Origin of the sequence: Spirosoma aureum (assembly GCF_011604685.1) — a bacterium.
Classification (GTDB): Bacteria; Bacteroidota; Bacteroidia; order Cytophagales; family Spirosomataceae; genus Spirosoma; species Spirosoma aureum.
In genome coordinates, this window is the sequence record NZ_CP050063.1 from 5138063 (window position 1) to 5159577 (window position 21515).

Below are 21515 nucleotides of genomic sequence, written 5' to 3' on the forward strand. Positions count from 1 at the left end.
ATAAAACAGAAATTATGATTGCCGAACCTACCACCTATACGCTCGAAAGTCTGGCCGGGCGATTACACGGCCTGAGCAATATTGAAGCACTGCGAACACTGTCCGAGCTATTTCCGGGCGAGGTTATTTTTTCGACTAGTCTGGGTTACGAAGATCAGGTCATAACAGACCTGATTCTGGCCAATGATATTCCTATCAAGATTTTCACCCTTGATACGGGTCGGATGTTTTCAGAAACTTACTCAGTCTGGAAGAAAACGAACGACCGGTATGATGCAAAGATTGAAGCCTACTTCCCGAAAGCGGATGCCGTTGAGACATTAATGACGACAAAAGGCCCATACAGCTTTTATGACTCGGTCGAGAATCGGAAAGAGTGTTGCGGTATTCGTAAAATAGAACCATTGAACCGGGCACTGAAAGGGCAGAAAATCTGGATTACGGGCATTCGGGCCGAACAGTCGGCTAACCGACAGACCATGACCCAACTCGAATGGGACGATTCTCACAGCCTCTTTAAATTTCATCCGCTGATGGACTGGACGTTTGAGGAGGTGAAACAATACGTAAAAGACCATAACGTACCATATAACCCGCTCCATGACCGGGGTTTCGTCAGTATCGGTTGTCAGCCCTGTACCCGCGCCATTCAACCCGGCGAAGATTTCCGTGCTGGCCGCTGGTGGTGGGAAGATAACTCGAAGAAAGAGTGTGGATTACATGTTAAATGAGCGTAAAGGTGAAAGAGTGACTGAGCGATTGTTCTCCACTCTTTCGCTCATTTGCTCTTTCACTCATTAAACGAATGAAACTCGATTATTTAGATCAGCTCGAATCCGAAGCCATCCACATTATGCGGGAGGTTGCCGGTCAATTTGAGCGTCCCGCGCTGCTGTTTTCGGGTGGCAAGGATTCCATTACCCTGGTCCATCTTGCCTTGAAAGCCTTCAGACCGGGGAAATTTCCGTTTCCACTCGTGCACATCGATACGGGCCATAACTTTCAGGAAGCACTCGATTACCGCGATAACCTGGCCGAACGGTTCGGCGAAAAACTCATTGTCCGGTACGTTGAGGACACGATCCGCGAGAAAAAACTCAAGGAGCCAACGGGCCGGAATGCGACCCGAAACGGCCTGCAAACCTTCACTTTGCTCGATACCATTGAAGAATTTGAATTCGATGCCTGTATTGGAGGTGCACGACGCGACGAAGAGAAAGCACGGGCTAAGGAGCGCGTTTTCTCTGTACGGGATGAGTTTGGCTCCTGGGATCCGAAACGCCAGCGTCCTGAACTTTGGAACTTATACAATGGACGGATACATAAGGGCGAAAATGTGCGTGTATTCCCGATCTCGAACTGGACTGAACTTGACGTCTGGAATTACATCCGGCGCGAAAAGATCGAATTGCCCAGCATTTATTTCGCTCATGAACGCGAATTACTCATCCGCGATGGTAAACTAATGGCCACTGCCGGTGGAGTTATCAAACCCGAAGCCGATGATCAGCTCGTGACCCGGCGTGTGCGCTTCCGCACAGTGGGTGATATTTCCTGCACGGCGGCTTCTGAATCGCAGGCCGATACGCTCGACGCAGTTATAGACGAAATTCAGGCTACGCGCATCTCCGAACGGGGCGAAACCCGCATGGATGATCAACTCAGCGAAGCAGCCATGGAAGACCGCAAAAAAGGCGGCTATTTTTAATTGTGAATGATTGAATGAGCGAATGCGCGAATAGTAACAGCCGCAAAATCATTCACTTATTCACTCGTTCACTCAATCACTCATTGAGTTAATGGATCTTTTACGATTTATAACCGCCGGTTCGGTAGACGACGGCAAAAGTACGCTCATCGGGCGGCTTCTTTACGATTCTAAATCCATTCTGGCCGACCAGCTCGAAGCGATCGAACGAGCCAGCAAAAGCCGCGACGACGGCGAAATTGACCTGGCCTTGTTGACCGATGGCCTTCGCTCGGAGCGCGAACAGGGGATTACGATCGACGTCGCTTATCGCTATTTCCAGACACCGAAACGGAAGTTCATCATTGTGGACGCGCCGGGTCATATTCAGTATACCCGCAACATGGTGACGGGTGCATCGAACTGTCAGTTAGCTATTGTTCTGGTCGACGCCCGGCATGGCGTGGCTGAACAGACCCGTCGGCATTCGCTGATTGCTTCGCTTCTTGGCATTCCGCACATTGTTGTGGCAATCAATAAGATGGATCTGGTTGGCTATTCTCAGAATGTGTTCTCCGATATCTGCATTCAGTACGCTGAGCTAGCGAAAAAGCTGAATGTTCATCATGTCACATACATTCCAATGAGTGCGCTCAATGGCGATAATGTTGTCGATCGGTCAGAAACGATGCCCTGGTATGAAGGCCAGACTTTACTTGAACACCTGGAAACGGTAGTGATCGATGACGATGCCAACGGAGAGACGGAAGATCATCATCCGGGTCGTTTTCCAGTTCAGTATGTGATCCGCCCACAAACTGCCGAGTTACACGATTATCGGGGCTATGCGGGTAAAATAACCAGTGGTATCTTTCGCAAAGGCGATGCAATCACGGTATTACCTTCCGGAGAAACATCGACTATTGATGCCATCGAAATAGCTGAAACCCAGCTGGATGAGGCCGTTACGCCGATGTCAGTTGTTTTACACCTGGCAACGGATGTCGATATTAGCCGGGGCGACCTCATCGTACGATCCGATATCCAACCTATCAGTAGCCAGACTGTCGAAGCAATGCTTTGCTGGATGGATACCAAAGAGTTTAAGGTTGGTAATAAATACGTTTTACAGGTGGGCACTTCCCGGACACGTTGCTCCGTACGGTCAATTGCCTATCAACTAAACATCAATACATACGAAGAAATCGATGGCGTAGATAGCCTCAAATTGAACGATTTAGCCAAGGTAGTTCTCCGTACAGCCCAGCCCATAAGTTTCGATCCGTATCAAAAAAACCGCGCTACAGGCGGAGCCATCCTGATTGATGAGACCTCGAATGTAACTGTGGGCGCATTGATGCTTGTGGGCGAAGCCTAGATAAATCGTCTTACCAGGCATATATTGATTCCGGTCTGTTACATGCCTGGTAAGGCGATTTATCCGTTTAGTGAGCTAGTCGTTCACGACATCGGTATAGCTGAAATTGATTTTCAGCTTCAGTATAAACCAGGCGGGTTTCTATCGTAAATTCATGCCAATCTACTGTAGCCTATCTGAGCGATCTTAGCATAACGATATTCACCGGTAAATCCTGGAAAATTTAATAGGGTCGATAAACCGGGTAATCCAATCAGCAAGAGCTCAATGCTTTATTGGCAGTAGGTTAAGGCCGTAAATCCCTATACGATGAACCTATTCGCTTTCCCGGACGCTCCATTTCAGGTACAATTGTGTTTCGATCCGATCATTACGAATCTGGAAAAGAAGGCTGCCGAAACCACTGGTGAAGAATCTCGCGGGGTACTAGATTTACTTGATAAACTCTCCGCTTATCCCGAACTGCGAAACGGAATCACAAAAGCTTCTCAGATTACGCAGAATACCGAGCTGATTAGCAGCCTATTGGCCGATTATTTCCCGGCCGCTCTGACGCTGAATGAAATTAAGGCCGTCAACGTCCCCTATTCTGGAATTATTTTCAACCACACCCAGCGATTCAAAAACATTCTTAACGCGGCCGGGCCAGACTTTACAATCAATATCCGGGATTTCGAGGAGAATCAATTTTATATTAGCAGTTGCTGTCTTATCCTGAATCAACACTATAACACCCAGCTCGATTTCAGTAAGCCCCTGTTCTTTGATATTCCAACCAGAGATGGCATCATTAAGCATTACCGAATTCTGTATAATGGTGATTTTCTGGAGATACTTCCTACTGAAAAGGCAATAAAGCTTTCGCAGGACGATATTAGCCTTTTATTAGACAGGTATAATGACCTGGATTTGTGGAAAGAGAAATTTCCTAAAGAGAGTTGGCTTCTGAAAGGTTTTGCAATCATGACTCTTTTCGATGCCACAGTTGAGAACGCGGTTTCCTTATTTAAAGAGAAATTACTGGGATTAAGTGCAGTCGATTTTCATATTAATATTGAGTCAATCTTCCAGTCAATTTTCCAGATTCCCGATCTTAAAGTTGGGTTTTCACTCTTTAAATCAGACCAATACCGATTTACGAGGGCCGCTTTTGGGCACCCTATGTTTAGTTTTATCGTAGCCAATGGTCATTCTTATACAGCCGAAGATGAGTTAGGTTCCTACACGTATCATAGCCTGGTTTATGAGCGAGTATACGTTGCCGCGTCAAATACTGCCGACTTTCTGGCCGAACATCCTGAGAGTCAGTTAGCGAGTCGCTTTTTATCCCAAAATATTCATAGTTTTATTCTTGCTCCAGTTGTTAAAAATCAAGTTTTATTAGGTGTTCTGGAGATTGGTTCGCCTTTGCCCCAAAAGCTCAATAGTGTCAATGCCAACAAGCTGGAGGTAATTATGTCTTTTTTAACGGACACCGTTGAACGGCTGATTGCCCAGATGGAAAACCAGATTCAGGCCATTATTCAGGACAGGTTTACGGCTATTCACCCCAGCGTCAACTGGAAATTCAGGGCCGAGGCACAACGACTTATTGAAGTTTCGCAATCGGGTGCCCTCTCAGCCGTGAGCGAAATCACCTTTCCGGCCGTATACCCCCTCTATGGACAGATCGATGTGAAAGGCTCATCGGAAGCACGGAACGAGAGTGTTCAGCATGATCTGCAACAACAGCTTAAAACACTGGTTACACTTTTAGAAGGACTAAGCGTGCAATTACCAGCTGAGTCTGGCTATTTCCAGGAAGCGCAGCAGCAATTATCGGATTTCCTGACTGAGCTTTCGATGGGTATGAAAGCCAGCACGGAACAGCACATTACGATGTATATAGAACGAACTATTCATAATCGTTTACGGCAACTGGCCAGTGCTGACCTATTGCCCGAAATAAATGCTTATTTCGCTGAAACAATTAAGGAAAAAGGGACCTTTCATGCCTGTCGCCGACGGTATGAAACGACTATGTCAAGAATTAACGATACTCTGGCCGACCTGCTCGATAAGCGGCAATCAGAAGCCCAGGCCATTTTTCCCCATTATTACGAGCGATTTAAAACCGATGGCGTTGAGCATAATTTATATGTTGGCCAATCCATTGCCCCTACCCATGAATTTGACGAAGAAAAGCTGAATCAGTTACGGTTGTGGCAGCTTCGCGTACTTTGTGAACAGTTCATAGCTCACCAGCAACTTTTGCCTAGTTTACCTTATCCGCTGGAGGTAACGGCACTGGTTCTGGTCTACCCGTCAACGATCGGGATACGATTTCGTATGGATGAAAAGCGATTTGATGTCGATGGAAGTTATAATGTGCGCTATGAAATCGTTAAGAAACGCATCGATAAAGCGCTTATAAATGGAACGACCGAACGAATAACGCAGGCTGGTCATCTTTCTATTGTTTATATTAATGACGCCGATGAACTGGCTTATACTTATTATCTTCGCCAGTTGCAGCAACTGAACCTGCTGGAAGAAGAGATAACAAACGTTGAGGTTGAAGATTTGCAGGGAATCTCCGGGCTAAAACTGTTACGGGCTAAACTAAAATACGAGGGAGTTGTACGTTTATCCGTTAGTTAAACAGTCCTGATTAATACCCGAGGAATGAGTGCCCTGGCCAAGTCTGATTTTCATTGGAAACGCCAATCGATAAAATCGCCTATCAATCTAATAGTGTGGGCATTACTGCCTGTCTACAAGTTATCAACCTGTCGACTAGTCATAACCAATCCTTATCGTCCATAACCAAAAGTTGGGCATCCGTTGAACCCAATCCGCCAAAATTTCCTTTATTATTGTACATGGAAATCACCCTGAACTAGTAACGCCGGTTAAAAACGGCGTTTTGTTCAAATGAATTAGTTGATCAAATCTATAGAGTTTAATACTTATGTCTATCCAACTTACCGACAAGGTTAGCGAAGCCGCCAGGCGCGATATTCTGGATCTGGAAAAGAAGATAAGCACGTTCCAGTCTGGCGATATAGCCGACGAAGCGTTCCGGAAATTCCGGCTCACACGGGGCGTGTATGGGCAGCGGCAACCTGGTGTGCAGATGATTCGCATCAAACTGCCCCACGGTCGTATTACGGCTGACCAGCTCATCCGGATTGCCGACCTGTCGGATAAGTACGCGACAGGCAATTTACACGCGACAACACGTCAGGATATCCAGCTTCACTTCGTCAAACTGGCCGATTCTCCCCAACTCTGGGCCGATCTTGAAGACGCCGGCATTACACTAAAAGAGGCCTGTGGTAACACGGTTCGGAACGTAACGGGTTCGGCACGCGCAGGCGTTGATCCAAGCGAACCGTTTGATATTACGCCCTACGCCTATTCCATATTTGACTATTTCCTGCGCAATCCAATCTGTCAGGATATGGGCCGGAAATTCAAGATTTCGCTCTCATCGAGTGAGAAGGATTCGGCCTACGGCTACATGCACGATGTGGGTTTGGTAGCACGGATTCAGGACGGCCAGCGTGGTTTCAAGGTTATGCTTGGCGGAGGTCTGGGCGCACAGCCATTTTCAGCACAAACTGCGTTTGAATTTCTGGAAGAAGAGCGCGTTATTCCTTTTATTGAGGGAGTTATCCGCGTATTTGATCGCTACGGCGAGCGGCAGAAACGGCACAAAGCCCGGATGAAGTACCTCCTGAATGACATTGGTCTTGAGGAACTGCTTCGGCGCATTGACGAAGAGACGCCAGCCATAAAAAATAAAGCATTTTTGGTTGACAGTTCACAGTTTTCGGTGTCGGACCAATACGCCGAACGTCCGGAAGCCAGCAATTATCAGTTGACCATCGGCCCTGAGCAGAGTCAAAACTCAAAGCTTAGCACCTGGTTCAAAACGAATGTATTTGAGCAAAAACAGGCGGGTTGGTATGCCGTTCAGCTGCGGGTTTTACTCGGCGACATGCATTCAGATACGGCCCGTGCACTGGCACAGATTGTGAAGCAGTATGCCGCCGACGACATTCGGGTGACCGTCAACCAGGGTTATTTACTTCGTTATATTCGTCCGGAGAACCTCACGGCTGTTTTTGAAGCGCTCGACGCGTTAGGTCTGGCTGAACCCGGCTTCGACACGACTGCCGATATTACAACCTGCCCTGGTACGGATACCTGTAATCTGGCCATTTCGAGCAGTTACGGTATCACTCGGGCCCTGGAGCAGATGATGCACGACGAGTTTCCTGACCTTGTTTTTAACGACGATATCAAGATCAAAATCTCGGGCTGCATGAATGGCTGTGGGCAACACTCCGTTGCCAATATCGGCTATCACGGTTCGTCGCTTAAAAATGGCGCATACGTTCTGCCAGCCTTACAGGTACTGCTCGGTGGTGGCTTTAATGGTAAAGGTGAAGGACTGATTGCCGATAAAGTCATTAAGATTCCGGCTAAACGTGGCCCTCATTCGCTCCGATTTTTGCTACGTGATTTTGAAGCCAATGCCTTCGATGGCGAGTACTACAGCGATTATTACGCTCGTCAGGGGAAGAACTATTTCTACCAGCTGCTTAAACCTTTGGCAGATCTGAAAACACTGGTAGACAGTGATTATATCGACTGGGATCATACCGAACAGTACGTTACCGAAGTGGGTATCGGCGAATGCGCCAGTGTTCTGATCGATCTTGTCGCAACGACACTGACTGAAGCCAGCGAAAAACTGGGCTGGGCGCGCGAAGCCCTGACCGAAAGTCGTTGGGCCGATGCAATCTACCATGCCTATAATGTGTTCATTACCGGTGCCCGAGCAGCTCTCATGAGCCGCGATGTTCCGACAAACACGCAGCATGGCATTGTGAGCGATTTTGACAAAACGTTCCTTGGCGAACCTGATTTCCATCAGGCCGAAGGCGACTTTAAAACGCTCGTATTCAGTATCAATAAACAGGAGCCATCTGAAACGTTTGCGCGTCAGTTTATCGCGCAGGCCGAAGCCTTCCTGCAAGCCGTTCAAGCCTACCGCGAAACTCAGATTGAGCTGGAAGGCATTCCCGAATTGCAGGAATTAACGCAGGCGCAGGATAGCTAAGAATTGACTGACTGAAACATTCAGTCAGTCAATAATTCAATCAGTCAATGAAACTCACTCTTGTAGGAGCCGGACCTGGTGATCCGGATTTGATAACGGTAAAAGGAATTCGGGCGTTACAGGCTGCTGATGTGATCATGTACGACGCCCTTGTTCATCCCGCTCTGCTCGATCATTGCCGTCCTGATGCGTTGAAAGTTTACGTCGGCAAACGCCGGGGTGCCTATTCGTGCATGCAGGAAGATATTAACCCATTAATCGTACATTATGCCCGGCAATATGGCCATGTCGTACGGCTTAAAGGGGGTGATTCATTTGTGTTTGGCAGAGGTTACGAAGAGATCGAATTTGCTCGTCAGCATGGTATTGAAACGGCCGTCGTTCCCGGTATATCAAGCAGTTATGCCGTTCCGGCCTCAGCAGGCATTCCCCTTACAACGCGGGGTTTATCGGAAAGTTTCTGGGTAGTTACCGGTACAACAAAAGCCGGACAGTTATCAGCTGATCTTCGGTTGGCAGCTCAGTCGTCGGCAACAGTTGTCGTATTGATGGGTATGCACAAACTAGCTGAAATCATGTCCGTTTTTACAGACTTTGGCAAAACAGAAACGCCGGTTGCCATCATCCAGAACGGCACATTACCCGACGAACAGATCGTGATTGGAAACGTGGAAACGATCATGGAAAAAGTAAACGAAACGGGAATCGGGAATCCGGCTATTATTGTTGTGGGTGAAGTGGCTGGCCTGCCAAACAGCCAGACAACGGCGGTAGCAGAAGCGATCAGCCAGCATCTGTCAGAAACGAAATAAAGCACAGGCAATGCCTGTTTACATTTGCAAAACCTGTGGAGAACGCCATTGCTGGCACTCTACAGGTTTTTGGTATTTATAGCTATACTATTGAACCTAGAATCCGTCAGTTAAGCAGTCGATGAGTTGAAGTGAGGTCAGTATTAAGAAATCGCCCAAGACATGCCGCAAAGGAATAATGCGCAAAAACAAAATCCGGATACTGATTATTATTTAACCAGCTTAAACTTATTTTTTAAAGCTATAATGAGATTCAATTTAATCACAAAGCACGCTAAGGCCTATTTAAAAAGGTGCTAAATCTTTTCTATATTCCGTTGAGAATATATCTAAGCATGCTTTTCGGTTAACTTAATAAATACCAACACACTCATTATCAATAGTTTAGCAAAGCAACATAAACGATGAAAATAGTCGTATCAGTAGCGTTATTTTTCTGTACAATTCTCTCATTTGGACAATCGAATAAAGTCAAAAAGATTGACCAGACTCAACTCTTTATTCTTGGCGTCATTGATCAAATTGTATCAACAGAATTATCGGAAACGAGAACCCTAAACATTTACCTACCTGAGGGTTATACGAAAAACGATACGGCGAAATATCCTGTCGTTTATTTGCTGGATGGTTCGGCAGACGAAGATTTTATTCATATTATCGGGCTGTATCAGTTTAATAACTTTGCCTGGATAAACCGGGTACCTAAATCAATTATTGTTGGTATTGCTAATATCGACAGAAGGAGAGATTTTACGTTTCCAACCACCAATGCCGAAGACCTGAAAAAGTATCCAACTTCGGGTCATTCAGACAAGTTTTTTAATTTTATAGAAAAGGAATTGCAGCCCTATATTCAAGCCAAATACAGAACTAATTCGTCAAAAACAATTATTGGGCAATCCCTTGGGGGGTTATTAGCCACTGAAATTTTATTAAAAAAACCATTACTTTTCAATAAGTACATTATAGTAAGCCCAAGTTTATGGTGGGATAATGGTTCTTTGTTAGCTAATAAATCAGCCCTTTTACAGAAAGATTTTCCAGAGAAAACAGACATTTATATAGGTGTCGGGAAAGAAGGACTTACACCGGGTACGATTCCACGCGTTATGGAAGTGGATGCCAATCTGCTTGCAGACAAACTCAGGAGCTCGGAAAGCAGCCAGGTAACGGTTCATTTTGACTATTTACCTCAGGAAGACCATGCCACAGTAACCCATCAGGCTGTTTTCAATGCATTACGGCTTTTATATCCTGTGATTCATAGTGTTAAATAAACATAGAAATACCCGCAAATAGGCCAACTACATGACTGTTCAGGTATGATAATAGAATAATACCATTTTAAAATTTACCAATATTTATTTTTTCCCTATATTAGGCTCACGGATCAAGAATTTTGTATAGTACAAAATACATGAATAGAATAGAATAGTTTAATAAATCCACTTACAACTAGTTCCTCTTTTATACATTCTAAAGACTATTTATTATGAGAACCGCTACTTCTACAGTTCTTTACAAATGGTTCAATGAAGTCTGGAACGAAGACAACGAAGATGCAATCGATCAGTTAATGACTTCAGAGTCTGCTGCCATTGGAATCTTAACAGCAGACCAACCGAAAGGCCCAGAGGGATTTAAAATTTTCTTCAGAGGATTTAGAAGTCAATTTCAATCGGTTCGCATTGAGATTGATGATGTAATTTCGCAAGAAAACATGGAAGCAGCGAGAACAACTGTCCATGCCATTCACACGCAAACGGGTAAAAATGTAACTTTCTCCGGCATGTGTATGGTCAGAACTAAAGATGGAAAAATTGATGAGGCTTGGAATAACTATGACTTTCTTGAACTGTATCAGCAACTTGGTCAGAAACTAACTCCTGTTGGCGAACCTTAAGCAAAAAGAAAGCTGACGAATTGCCATTCATCAATCCATATTCTTCTTCCTAAACGTGTAAAATACTTAGGGCTTTTGGTAGAAGGTGTGCCACGGTTTTAAACCGTGGCACACCTTCTACCAAAAGCCCTGATGCTAACAAACTTAGGGATAGCCTGCTAGCTTATTTGCTTACATGCGCTACAACAGCATCCGCGCTTACCTTCTGTTGCTCGCCCGTTACCATGTTCTTGATCGACAATAGGCCAGTCTGCACTTCTTCCGAACCAATCAGTACGACATAAGGAATCGCCTTGGCATTGGCGTAATCGAGCATTTTCTTAACTTTTGCCAGATTGGGATAGGCTTCCGCAGCGATATCGGCACTACGAAGCCTGTTCAATAAAGGCAAGGCAACCGAACGAGCGGCTTCATCGAATGGAACAATGAGTACGTGCGTTCCCTGTCCTGCCGAAGCCGGGAACAGTTTAAGCTCATCCATGACGTCGTAAATCCGGTCTACGCCAAACGAAATTCCCACTCCCGACAGCCCCGGCATGCCGAATGCACCTGTCAGGTTATCGTAGCGTCCCCCCCGCTGACACTCCCAATGGAAACGCCGTTTGCTTTCACTTCAAATATGGCACCGGTGTAATAAGAAAGTCCACGCGCTAATGTTGGGTCAATTTCAACCTGAGAATCAGTCAGCCCATACTGATCAACCAACTGAAGGGTCTGTTCCAGTTCGGCAATTCCCTGGCTAGCCGTTTCCGAGGTCGAAAGCCACGTTTTCAGTTGATTTATCACCTGCCATACTTCCTGACCACCCAACTCAAACATCGGATCAAGCCTACCAACGGATTCCTCCGAAAAGCCACGCTCGCGCAGTTCATCCAGAACTTTTTCTTTTCCGATCTTATCTAATTTGTCAATCGCTACGCTTAACAATCCTTCTTTTCCCGGTGCTCCGATGACCTCAGCAATGCCAGCCAGAATTTTGCGATTGTTGATCTTTAACGTAAAATCGGCAACACCCAGGTTCCGGAAAACCTCATGGATCATCAGGACGATTTCAGCCTCACAAAGCAGCGAATCTGTACCGACTACATCGGCGTCGCACTGGTAAAACTCGCGATAACGTCCTTTCTGCGGCCGATCAGCCCGCCAGACGGGTTGCATCTGGTAGCGTTTAAACGGTAAAGCCAAATTATTGCGGTTCATGACCACATATCGGGCAAAAGGAACCGTCAGATCGTAGCGCAGTCCTTTTTCGGCAATTTTTGTAGTCATCTTTTTCGAGCCATCCTGTAAGTCAGCTTCGGTCAGATTAGCGGCAAAATCGCCGGAGTTAAGTATCTTGAAGAGAAGCTGATCGCCCTCATCGCCGTATTTGCCGGTCAGCACCGACAGGTTTTCCATGGATGGCGTTTCGAGCGGCAAAAAGCCAAAACGTTTGAAGGTCTGTCGAATGGTATCGAATATAAAAAGCCGTTTGCTCATCTGCTCCGGCCCAAAGTCACGCGTTCCTTTAACAAGTGATGGTTTCATCCCACAAAATTACGGATGAGGGCGGAATAAAATGAGTTTGATTTAGGAAAGCCCCAGGTTATCGCACACTAAATACACGCTCAACGAACGAACGGGAATTTACCGATAGGTCCTTACGAGTCACGTCGCGATCGAAAGGGCGGTTCAGGTTATTGCCCGCCAGATCTTCCAGTCGCCCCTCAATTTGCAATCGGTACTTGCCAGCCCTCCACGGCTCAGTAGGCTTAAATTGGGCTCGTTTTTCTTCATCGCCGGTTTGCCACGTTCCTGATATCGTTTCCCCATTTTCGCCAGAGACATGCAGCGTTTCGATCAGGAGACTGTAATCAAGAGCCTCCCCGAACGTGACGACCAGGGGTTGCACACTTTCTAATTGGGGCTGATTGATTGTCCATCGCGCCGGATTGGGAGAAAGGCTATCCCGTTGTACCGTTAAAAATGATTTTGTAGAAGTTTTGCCCAAAATCGCGCCCTGCTGATCGGGCCAATCAGATGAAACAACCAGTTGATAGTGAACGGCCTTTTGCAAAGGGGCCCCTAATCGTTTGTTAGGCTGTAAATCGCGTTTGATTCGGCCGGGGTCCAGCCAAAGTGTAAGAACGCTTCGGTCGGCGTTCCAGAGTTCAGGCTGGAGATTAAGAAATACACCGGGCAAGGTATCGGTGTTATTTTTCAGGATGGCAACATACTTCTGCGATTGCCCTTCCTGCATAGGCCGGGAAAAATGCAGGTAGATTTTCAGCAAATTGTCCGGCAGTGAATCCTGAGAAGGATAAATAGCCAGTAAAGCGGGCTTGTTGCCCTTTGCCAGAGCTGGAATGGTGAGATCGCCCAGGCGTTTGTCGCGCAGCCAAACCGTATAGGTCAGGCTACGGGTGAATGGAATAAGTGGCTGAAAAACAATATCATCGCCAACCCGTTTGTAGTTACCCAAAATGGCCGTCTCTTTGTTGCCCAGCCGCACCGATAGCAGTTGCGATAGCGAATCCGCCGAAACAGATTTAGCAACTTGTTGAGGAATAACCAGTCCGGCCGCACGATTGCCATCCCAACGGATTGCGAATCCGGTATCTTCCGGCTGTTGACAACTCGTCAGCAGACAGAAAGCAAAAAAAATCAGGCTACACAGCGCGTGTAACCTGATCATATAGAGCCATGAATGCTTATAATAACCAATCATTGGAGGTCCAAAGATCAAGATTACCGTTTGATCGACGCTGAAGTAAGATCATTCGCGTATCATCCAGTTTGTCGAGCTGGATCACGTTGGTCAAAGGAAGCGATACAAAGTCCACCCCGGCGGTAGCAAAATTTTCGACTACGGGTGTCGTCAATGAGCCCTGATATGCTTCAATATTCTTGTATCGAACTTTAAATACCGGCCGACTTGAGTTGGCCATGATCAGGAAGGATTCATTGCCTTTCTTCAGGGTGATGATATCCAGTGGCTGGTTGCCGCTACCCATCTCAGCAACAGTTCTTCCTTTTACATGGCTTCCGGCCTTTAACTCGTCGAGCGGAAACAACACCAAAGGCGTACAGGTGTAGCTGGCCAACAGGTATTTTTTGCCCTTTATTTCGGTTGTTGTGAAGGTCTTGATCGGAGCCATCGTTTCATATTTGCCGTGTGCTGCATGGTATATTTCGAGTGAGGCCTGGTCCTGGGCGTTTGTAAACGGAAACGGAATGCTACGAAATGTAGATCCGAACTCCTGATTCGACAACCCGCTGACCATCACTTTCCCGTCTGCATACCCCATGTCGGAAATGGCGGCAACCCGTAATGATTCGCCCCGCTTATCTTTAGCATCTTCAGCAGGAACGTTCGTCAGGGCCAGTGTTGAAAACGGAATGGCGTCCAGCGAAACGGCGGAGATTTTATCGCCCTCAATCCTAAGCAAAACGGGCGTACCATCACTGTGTTGTACGGCACAGTAGACGTTCTTCGACTTTGGATTGACGGCAATGTCCTGAATCGTAATGTTTTTCACTTCGGTCCCTAAAAGGGCAGCAATCTTCTGATCTATATTTTTAATATCGATCGGATTAGGCTTTTCGACCAGTGCGGCATCTTTGGTGTCGATGGCAAAAACCGTTGCACTTTTTCCATCGCCGATAAACAGAATCCCATCGGGGCCAAACGTCAGCGCGTTGATTGATTTAATGCTGGGGGTTCCGATTAAGAACCCATATTGATTACGGGCTGAGCGGGTAGTTGTAGCCAGTAATAGCAGCCCGACTAAGCCTACTGCAAGTACGGAATATATTTTTTTCATGTTTGTAAAGGTTAGTTTCTTATAACTACGTTGATAATGGGTTTACTGCGTGAATATAAGCAGATTAGCGTACGTTTCTACGCATACTAATTGAGTTCATAAGCTTTTCTTAGGCTAAAGCAAAAACCCTGGCTTGACGCAACGCAAACCAGGGTGACACCAGAATTCGTAAGGTGTTATTTCTTTTCGGCTACGGCGCCATCCTGTTTGGCAAATTCGCCATTAACTTTAATTTCTACCTCATCGCTGACAACCACTACCGGAATAGTGCCCACGCTAAAATCGGAACGTTTCAGTGTGCTGTTGATTTTAAAACCGGCTTTTTCCTGCTCTTTGCCACCCATGCCTTTCATCATAACCGGGCCAGTCATGGTCGCATCCAACGTTATGGGTTTCGTTACACCATGCATGGTCAGATCGCCGGTTATTTTGTATTTCTTACCTTCTACTTTCTTGAACGATGTGCTTTTGAAAGTCAGGGTCGGGAATTTGGCGGCATCGAAAAAATCGGGGCTTTTCAGGTGATTATCCCGGCGTTCGTTGTCGGTGCTGATGCTGTTCACATCGGCCGTAAATTCAAAAACGGCATCGGATAAATCGGGCTTAGCTGCGGTAATTTTGGCATCAAACGTTTTAAAATTACCGTCTACCTCCGCTAATAAATTGTGGGTCACTGTAAACCCTGCCCGAGAGTGGGCTTTATCGACCGACCAGGTTTGGGCATAGGCCGCTGACAAGGAAAATAAGCTAACGATGGTAACGAACAATGATTTCATACGTGTACAGGTTTTATGGTAAAAGTGAATCGGCATTACTTGAACTAGAAAATACACTTTAGGCTGGTTAGCTTATTTGGGGCGACTGCCAGCCGGTGCTGCTTGTGGCTGACCACCTCCATCACCTTCGCCTTTTACGTCGTCGTTACTCACAGAGCGTGATTTCCGGCGGGGCTCTTCGAAGGTCATTTTGCCAATCCGGTAATTGAACGTAATCTTTATATTCTGGTTGTAGAGGTGGGTAACGTTTACCTGAGAAAGCAGCGGAGAGTTCAGGTTGGTGCGCATGGTCACGCCATTCCCGATAAAATTTTCTGCCGCCAGTCCGATACTTCCCCGCTTATTAGCCAGGTCTTTTCGAACACCCAGCGAGTACATATAGAAACTCCCCATCGTGCCCTGTAACTGTGGCATCGGTCCACGAAAGAAGCTAAACACCTGTGCGCTCCAGCCCTTGTCGAGTTGCAACTGACTCATCAACCGCCCCCCGATGCTTACGCCCGTGTTGCTGATCGTCACTGATTTTCCATCCGCGCCGGGTGTCAGCCCCTGCATGTACATGTAGTAGCCATCCAGACCGCCATTCAGGCTCCATTTCGAAGTAAGATTGGTATTGAAGAAGACACTGGCACCGACCGTACGCTGCACACCAATGTTCTGATACGTGGTGATGATGCTCCCTGCCGGAAAGCCGGTGGTCAGCGTATCGGCTGGTATCCGAATCTGTGAAATGGCATTGTTGGTTAACCGGCCAAATACCGCAGCATTCAGGTACGTTTTCTTAATGGTCGAACTTAAACTCAGTTCGACATTGTCAGTCAGTTCGGGGCTTAGATTGGGATTCCCCACCATAATCATTTGTGGGTTAGCCGCATTCACATTGGGATTCAGCTGTTGCAGACCCGGCCGTTGAATCCGACGGTTATAGGCGGCCTTGAGTGTGCTTCCGCCCTTCAAACCTTTCGACACGTTAACGCTTGGCACCAGATTACTGTAATTGGGGATATTCAGGGGCGTATTTTCGTTCGCCGTAGCCGTTATCCCCGTGTGCTCATAGCGGGTACCGACTTTAAATGTGTATTTACTCGGCGTAACGTAGGTATACGAAATATAGCCCGCACCGATGTTCTGGTTATATTTAAGTGCTCCCGATGGATTTGTCGGATCAAAGACCAACTCACCGGTACTGCCGCCTATCTGGTACTGATAATGGCTGTCTACCTGGCGCATAATGGCCTTACCCCCGAATTCCAGCAACTGGTTTTTCCGGATTGGCGTCTGATAGTCAGTCTGGAAGGTGATTTCCTGATTGGTATTATTGTTCAGATTTCGCTGGCGACCCGTCAATTCACCCGTTTGTCCCAATATATCTGCATAAAAGTTATTGGTTAATCCGGTGCGGCTATATTGTGTGGAAATACTCCATTCCTGCTGAGGCTTGAACGTACGAACATAATCCAGGTTCATATCCACCGAATTAGACAGATCCTTCCGGTCTACATCGCGGTTGGTCATACCCAGCAGCGTTTCACCGGCGAACGTACTGGTCAGCTGATTTTGTTGCTGAACGAAATTACGGGTACCATACCGGATATTGGCCGATAAAGACTGATCTTTAGCCAGGTCGTAGTCGATGCCCAGCGTATACTGACCGAAAAGTGGCTTATCGAAAGCGGAAGCCTGCTGACTGGTTCGCAGGGCCTGTGTGCCGGAGAGTGTGGTTTGATCGAGGGTCGAGGAGGCCCGGTTATACATGGCCCGACCAAAACCACCGAGGGTAAGTCCTAATTTCCCCTGCCGATACGATCCATTCAAACCCAGGTTGGAGGCACGTAGCCCAGCACCAGCGTCAACGTTCAGGGTAAGGCCATGCAGGGTATTCTTTTTCGTGACGATGTTGATAATTCCGGCGGCTCCTTCGGCGTCGTATTTGGCCGACGGGCTGGTGATCACTTCCACGGATTTAATCATATCGGCGGGCAGTTGCTTAAGCGCATCCGCTACATTGGCCGCCACAATCGTTGAGGGTTTGTTGTTGATCAGAACCCGGATGTTCTGGCTTCCACGCAGGCTAACATTACCATCCAGATCAACTGACAGCATTGGCACGCGCTTCAGCACATCCGACGCATCACCCCCTTTGGCCGTTATATCTTTATCGGCGTTGAAGACGAGCCGATCCACTTTTTCTTCAATCAGAGCCGCCTGACCTGTTACGGTCACTTCGCCAAGCGTGCGCACGTCGGCCTGAATTTTTACGGAGCCCAGATTAAGATCAGTACCTTTTGAGACCGTAAATGGCTTGGAATCCAGATTTTTGTAGCCTATGAACGAGTATTGAAGCCGGTAATCGCCCGGAGCCAGTTTGGTGAGTGCGAAGTGGCCCTTGGCATCAGACGTTGTGCCATCGATGGGCTTATTGGTTTTTACATTGATGAGGGCAACCGTAGCAAATTCAACGGGTTTACCCGAGGTCGAATCGACCAGGATACCCGCTATTTTGCCATTTCCTTTAGGGGTTTCTTCGGCTACACCCGTGAACTCTTTCTTACGTCGGTTATCCTGTCCGCCGAAACCACCAGGGCCGCCGGGACCACCGCCAGGAGGGCCAAACTGAGCGTATGTGGTCTGGATCTCTGTCAGGCAAAGTCCAAGTGTGAGTATAAAAAGCAGGAATCGTTTCGTCATTGTCGGCAGCATTTCAGGTTGAGAGCCCAAAACAACAGCTATTCCCGCGAGCATAAAAATCGAATAGACAGCCGGGATATAAACGTCGACAGATACCCTATTTTAGCCGATGGAACGAAATTGACAGGCACTAAATCGGTTTTGAGCCAATCTATCGATCCAAATGGCCTAACTATCGGCAAATTTGGGGTAGCAAGCGATTGCTTGTCCAGGAGTTAGCGTTTTGATGTAAACTTGTAGCTTCTGATCTTAACTTATGGCTGCTACCCGATTTTCACGCCGATACGTTTCATTACTGAGCCATCTGCTGGGCTGGGGATTACTGGGTTACCTGCTTTTTTTCTCCCAATCGTTCAATTCCGAAATCCATCTACCTGATTTATTCTGGATCAGGCAAGGCATTTTTTTCGGCCTGATGGTAGGTACCTTTTACCTGAACTCCCAACTTTTAGTACCCCGTTTCTTGCTATCCGGCCAAACCGGCCGTTATCTGCTGGTACTGGCAGGCATCGTTATTTCCATCCTTTTCATCTTGTGGTGTATTGAATCCTGGTTTAATTTACCCATTCTGGTACACCGGGCTTTTCATCCGGATGGAAAGGGTCAGCCTAAATTCTATGGCTGGATTCAACCGGCTGTTTTTACGATTCTTTTGGTTTTAGGCATTAGCACTAGCATGGCTTTGCTGCAAAAGTGGCAAACCGACACCAATCTTCGGCTGGCACTGGAGCAGGCAAAAACAACATCCGAACTCTCGTTTCTGAAGGCTCAGATTAACCCGCACTTTTTTTTCAATACCCTCAACAACATCTACGCCTTGACCTTACTCGACGTGGAGACCGCCCGCGAAGCGCTGCACCGGCTCTCACGGATGATGCGCTATGTTTTGTACGATACCCAGGCGGGTACAACGCTGCTAAGTAAGGAACTGTCCTTTGTCGGCGACTACATTCAGCTCATGCAGCTTCGTCTAACCGATAAGGTTACCGTTACCCTCAATTCACCAAATCCGCTTCATGATCAGCCGATTGCGCCCATGCTCCTGTTGCCATTCGTCGAAAATGCATTTAAACACGGCGTCAGTGCGCTCCAACCAAGTTGGATCACAATAACCCTCCAGCAGCAGCAGAACAAGCTTTTGCTGGATGTTCGGAACACCCTGTTTGCCGAAAAAACACCCTCGCTCGAAGCAGGGAACGGCATTGGGCTAACCAACACCCGCCGGCGGCTCGATCTGCTTTATCCGGATCAGTACGTTCTGGCTATCAATGAGCATACACCCGCCGGCGAGTACCATGTGCATCTAACCCTCAATCTATCATGACGACCCTTACCTGCATTGCGGTCGATGATGAACCACTCGCTCTGGGTCTGGTTTGTGCCTTTATCGAAAAAACGCCGTTCCTGCAATTAGTTGGTCGCTACAGCAGTGCCGTTGAAGCGTTGCAGGGTCTCTTGTCAGGTCCGGTTGATGTTATTTTCCTCGACATTCAGATGCCTGATCTGACCGGGCTTGAACTGGCCCGCGTTCTGGAACGCAGCAATCGGGGTGCGCTTACCACACGAATTGTCTTTACGACCGCTTTCGATCAGTTTGCCATTGATGGATTTCGGGTAGATGCGCTGGATTATCTGTTGAAGCCTTTCAACTATGAAGAGTTTTTACGGGCGGCCACGAAAGCCCGCCAGTATTTCGAGTTGGTGCAACGTGTTGATACTTCGCCAGCAATCCTGCCTTCTCCAGCAATTTCCCCGGCCGAAGTGCTCGACGATTTTCTGTTTCTAAAAGTTGAATATCAGTTAGTTCGCATCGCTTACAACGACATTCTGTATATTGAAGGCTTGAAGGATTACGTAAAAGTATACCGTCAGAGCGACCCCGACAAGCCGCTGTTGTCCTTAACGAGCCTCAAAGCACTCGAAGAAAAATTACCTGCCAGATACTTTATGCGGGTGCATCGATCCTATATCGTTGCCCTGGATCGGATCAGTGCCGTCACGCGCAATTCGGTGCAGATCGGGTCCGTCCTGATTCCCGTCAGCGATCAATACAAGGACACTTTTGGCCAGTTCATTAGCCGCTGGTTATAAATCCATTAGCCGCAACTTAGAACCGTGATCCCAGTTTACTTCTACATCTGCTGATTAGTTACACCTTTAAATAATCTTGTTTGCGAAAGGCCGTTCAATTCCTTAAGCTTGTCACAAGTGAAAAAATAGTTAAAACACCGCTTTTCAGAAATAATTACATAATCGTTCCTCCCTGTTTATCAATACGTTATATTTTAAACAAATCACCTTCTTTTTATACATTCGGGGAAATCAAAAACAGCAACAGGCAATCATTATCTAGCATAGAATCGGGCAAAATAGGGGCTCTGGTTCAACTAGAAAGGTTATGGCTTGACGAATCGTACATCCTAAACTCTCCTATATCATGAATGCCAGAAATCTGTTTACAGTCGTAGCCATCCTCTGCTTGCTGTTTGGATTGGGGCTTACTTTTGCACCCAATTTTATGGGTGATCAATACCTGACAAATCCTTCCTGGATTAATGAAGGGGCAAAACTACTGTCCCAGGGTTGGGGATCTCTACTGATGGTAACCGGCGTTGCGTGCTGGTATATCCGAAATGCAGGTCCATCCTTAGGACGTAAAGTAATGCTCTTGTTTAGCCTTTTATCGAATCTGGCCCTAATTGTCATTCATTTAATGGCCATTCTTAACAGGGTCGAAACCTCTCTTGCCTGGGTTCAGGTCTTCATGGCGCTCATCCTAGCTGGTTGGGCGGGGATGCTCTTCCGACAGGAACCCAGTCTAGATGTTTGATTTTGTGAACTTAGATTCGATTCATTGAAAGAGCCAAACAGTATTGACATTAACTAACATGAGTTGAGCTAAATTACTGTAAATCAGATCCGTTTCTGTAGTCTCTATTTCTTACTCTTGAGCGCATTCTGCCAGACCGGAACAAAATCATAGGTCGGATAAAACTCCGTCGTATAGGCTCCCCATGCCCCGTTTTCAATTGTCAGATTCAACGCTCGGAGGTCTTTTGCCGGAATTTTGACCGTGACTACCTGCCCAATTCCCATCATTACATACCACGACACAACGCGCGCTTCTTTCGGCGGAAACATTTCCAGAAACTTGTTCTTTTCCTGAATTTCCTGAATCGTCTTCAGGTTTTTGTCCTGCTGATGCTTCAGGAAAATTGTAATCATGATACTGTCTGAGGCCGTTTTTGCGTCTTTGGGCAGTTGTTGAGCACCGCAAATTCCGGCAGAAAGAAGAATGATTGTCATAAGTAAGGTTCGTTTCATGATGTTTGTTCTGGTTCGTAAAGAGTTAACCAAG

The 21515-nt window shown here is 46.9% G+C and carries 16 protein-coding genes and 1 pseudogene; 11 read left to right on the forward strand and 6 right to left on the reverse strand.

What is annotated here, in order from left to right:
- Positions 1–14: 14 nt before the first annotated feature.
- From G8759_RS20490 to G8759_RS20525, 8 genes are all read left to right on the forward strand, one after another.
- Positions 15–731 carry a phosphoadenylyl-sulfate reductase gene (locus G8759_RS20490; protein ID WP_167211666.1) on the forward strand — a complete coding sequence of 239 codons (717 nt, stop codon included), beginning with the start codon at positions 15–17 and terminating at the stop codon, positions 729–731.
- A gap of 74 nt (positions 732–805) precedes the next feature.
- Positions 806–1708, forward strand: a complete 903-nt coding sequence (gene cysD / locus G8759_RS20495) for a sulfate adenylyltransferase subunit CysD (protein ID WP_167211669.1) — start codon at positions 806–808, stop codon at positions 1706–1708.
- 91 nt (positions 1709–1799) lie between these two features.
- Complete coding sequence (locus G8759_RS20500; RefSeq protein ID WP_167211673.1) at positions 1800–3065, forward strand: sulfate adenylyltransferase subunit 1; 1266 nt, start codon at positions 1800–1802, stop codon at positions 3063–3065.
- Positions 3066–3374: 309 nt separating this feature from the next.
- Positions 3375–5705 carry a GAF domain-containing protein gene (locus G8759_RS20505; RefSeq protein ID WP_167211677.1) on the forward strand — a complete coding sequence of 777 codons (2331 nt, stop codon included), beginning with the start codon at positions 3375–3377 and terminating at the stop codon, positions 5703–5705.
- 310 nt (positions 5706–6015) lie between these two features.
- The gene (locus G8759_RS20510) at positions 6016–8175 is read left to right on the forward strand and encodes a nitrite/sulfite reductase (RefSeq protein ID WP_167211680.1); all 2160 of its coding nucleotides are present in this window, start codon (positions 6016–6018) and stop codon (positions 8173–8175) included.
- Positions 8176–8222: 47 nt separating this feature from the next.
- Positions 8223–8987, forward strand: coding sequence for a uroporphyrinogen-III C-methyltransferase (gene cobA, locus G8759_RS20515; protein WP_167211683.1), 765 nt, complete (start codon positions 8223–8225; stop codon positions 8985–8987).
- Between the two features lie 404 nt (positions 8988–9391).
- Complete coding sequence (locus G8759_RS20520; protein WP_167211686.1) at positions 9392–10264, forward strand: alpha/beta hydrolase; 873 nt, start codon at positions 9392–9394, stop codon at positions 10262–10264.
- A 215-nt stretch (positions 10265–10479) separates the two neighbouring features.
- A complete protein-coding gene (locus tag G8759_RS20525) occupies positions 10480–10890 on the forward strand; it encodes an ester cyclase (RefSeq protein WP_167211690.1) in 411 nt (136 codons plus the stop codon).
- A 163-nt stretch (positions 10891–11053) separates the two neighbouring features.
- Here G8759_RS20525 and hisS read toward each other — a convergent pair.
- The 5 genes and pseudogenes from hisS to G8759_RS20550 form a co-directional block, all read right to left on the reverse strand.
- A pseudogene (hisS, locus tag G8759_RS20530) lies at positions 11054–12417 on the reverse strand (histidine--tRNA ligase).
- Positions 12418–12475: 58 nt separating this feature from the next.
- Positions 12476–13564, reverse strand: a complete 1089-nt coding sequence (locus tag G8759_RS20535) for an Ig-like domain-containing protein (protein WP_167211692.1) — start codon at positions 13562–13564, stop codon at positions 12476–12478.
- A 16-nt stretch (positions 13565–13580) separates the two neighbouring features.
- Positions 13581–14693 carry a hypothetical protein gene (locus G8759_RS20540; protein ID WP_167211695.1) on the reverse strand — a complete coding sequence of 371 codons (1113 nt, stop codon included), beginning with the start codon at positions 14691–14693 and terminating at the stop codon, positions 13581–13583.
- Positions 14694–14869: 176 nt separating this feature from the next.
- The gene (locus tag G8759_RS20545) at positions 14870–15469 is read right to left on the reverse strand and encodes a YceI family protein (protein ID WP_167211698.1); all 600 of its coding nucleotides are present in this window, start codon (positions 15467–15469) and stop codon (positions 14870–14872) included.
- 72 nt (positions 15470–15541) lie between these two features.
- The gene (locus tag G8759_RS20550; protein ID WP_167211701.1) at positions 15542–18157 is read right to left on the reverse strand and encodes a TonB-dependent receptor domain-containing protein; all 2616 of its coding nucleotides are present in this window, start codon (positions 18155–18157) and stop codon (positions 15542–15544) included.
- A 256-nt stretch (positions 18158–18413) separates the two neighbouring features.
- Here G8759_RS20550 and G8759_RS20555 point away from each other — a divergent pair, with 256 nt between their 5' ends.
- The 3 genes from G8759_RS20555 (at position 18414) to G8759_RS20565 (ending at position 20987) form a co-directional block, all read left to right on the forward strand.
- Positions 18414–19481, forward strand: coding sequence for a sensor histidine kinase (locus G8759_RS20555; RefSeq protein WP_167211704.1), 1068 nt, complete (start codon positions 18414–18416; stop codon positions 19479–19481).
- Positions 19478–20248 (forward strand): LytR/AlgR family response regulator transcription factor, encoded by a 771-nt coding sequence (locus tag G8759_RS20560; RefSeq protein ID WP_167211707.1) that lies wholly within the window; start codon positions 19478–19480, stop codon positions 20246–20248. The genes G8759_RS20555 and G8759_RS20560 overlap by 4 nt, the downstream gene beginning before the upstream one ends.
- 346 nt (positions 20249–20594) lie before the next feature.
- Positions 20595–20987, forward strand: a complete 393-nt coding sequence (locus G8759_RS20565) for a hypothetical protein (protein ID WP_167211710.1) — start codon at positions 20595–20597, stop codon at positions 20985–20987.
- Positions 20988–21091: 104 nt separating this feature from the next.
- On the opposite strand, the gene G8759_RS20570 is transcribed toward G8759_RS20565, so the two are convergent.
- Positions 21092–21481 (reverse strand): hypothetical protein, encoded by a 390-nt coding sequence (locus G8759_RS20570; protein ID WP_167211713.1) that lies wholly within the window; start codon positions 21479–21481, stop codon positions 21092–21094.
- Positions 21482–21515: the final 34 nt, after the last annotated feature.

What these genes read in the sequence shown, in the direction of transcription:
- G8759_RS20490 (WP_167211666.1), top strand. Translation starts at nt 15, where the DNA reads ATGATTGCCGAACCTACCACCTATACGCTCGAAAGTCTGGCCGGGCGA.
- G8759_RS20570 (WP_167211713.1), bottom strand. Translation starts at nt 21,481, where the DNA reads ATGAAACGAACCTTACTTATGACAATCATTCTTCTTTCTGCCGGAATT.
- G8759_RS20500 (WP_167211673.1), top strand. Translation starts at nt 1,800, where the DNA reads ATGGATCTTTTACGATTTATAACCGCCGGTTCGGTAGACGACGGCAAA.
- G8759_RS20560 (WP_167211707.1), top strand. Translation starts at nt 19,478, where the DNA reads ATGACGACCCTTACCTGCATTGCGGTCGATGATGAACCACTCGCTCTG.
- G8759_RS20505 (WP_167211677.1), top strand. Translation starts at nt 3,375, where the DNA reads ATGAACCTATTCGCTTTCCCGGACGCTCCATTTCAGGTACAATTGTGT.
- cobA (WP_167211683.1), top strand. Translation starts at nt 8,223, where the DNA reads ATGAAACTCACTCTTGTAGGAGCCGGACCTGGTGATCCGGATTTGATA.
- G8759_RS20545 (WP_167211698.1), bottom strand. Translation starts at nt 15,469, where the DNA reads ATGAAATCATTGTTCGTTACCATCGTTAGCTTATTTTCCTTGTCAGCG.
- G8759_RS20540 (WP_167211695.1), bottom strand. Translation starts at nt 14,693, where the DNA reads ATGAAAAAAATATATTCCGTACTTGCAGTAGGCTTAGTCGGGCTGCTA.
- G8759_RS20555 (WP_167211704.1), top strand. Translation starts at nt 18,414, where the DNA reads ATGGCTGCTACCCGATTTTCACGCCGATACGTTTCATTACTGAGCCAT.
- cysD (WP_167211669.1), top strand. Translation starts at nt 806, where the DNA reads ATGAAACTCGATTATTTAGATCAGCTCGAATCCGAAGCCATCCACATT.
- G8759_RS20525 (WP_167211690.1), top strand. Translation starts at nt 10,480, where the DNA reads ATGAGAACCGCTACTTCTACAGTTCTTTACAAATGGTTCAATGAAGTC.
- G8759_RS20510 (WP_167211680.1), top strand. Translation starts at nt 6,016, where the DNA reads ATGTCTATCCAACTTACCGACAAGGTTAGCGAAGCCGCCAGGCGCGAT.
- G8759_RS20565 (WP_167211710.1), top strand. Translation starts at nt 20,595, where the DNA reads ATGAATGCCAGAAATCTGTTTACAGTCGTAGCCATCCTCTGCTTGCTG.
- G8759_RS20535 (WP_167211692.1), bottom strand. Translation starts at nt 13,564, where the DNA reads ATGATCAGGTTACACGCGCTGTGTAGCCTGATTTTTTTTGCTTTCTGT.
- G8759_RS20520 (WP_167211686.1), top strand. Translation starts at nt 9,392, where the DNA reads ATGAAAATAGTCGTATCAGTAGCGTTATTTTTCTGTACAATTCTCTCA.
- G8759_RS20550 (WP_167211701.1), bottom strand. Translation starts at nt 18,157, where the DNA reads ATGACGAAACGATTCCTGCTTTTTATACTCACACTTGGACTTTGCCTG.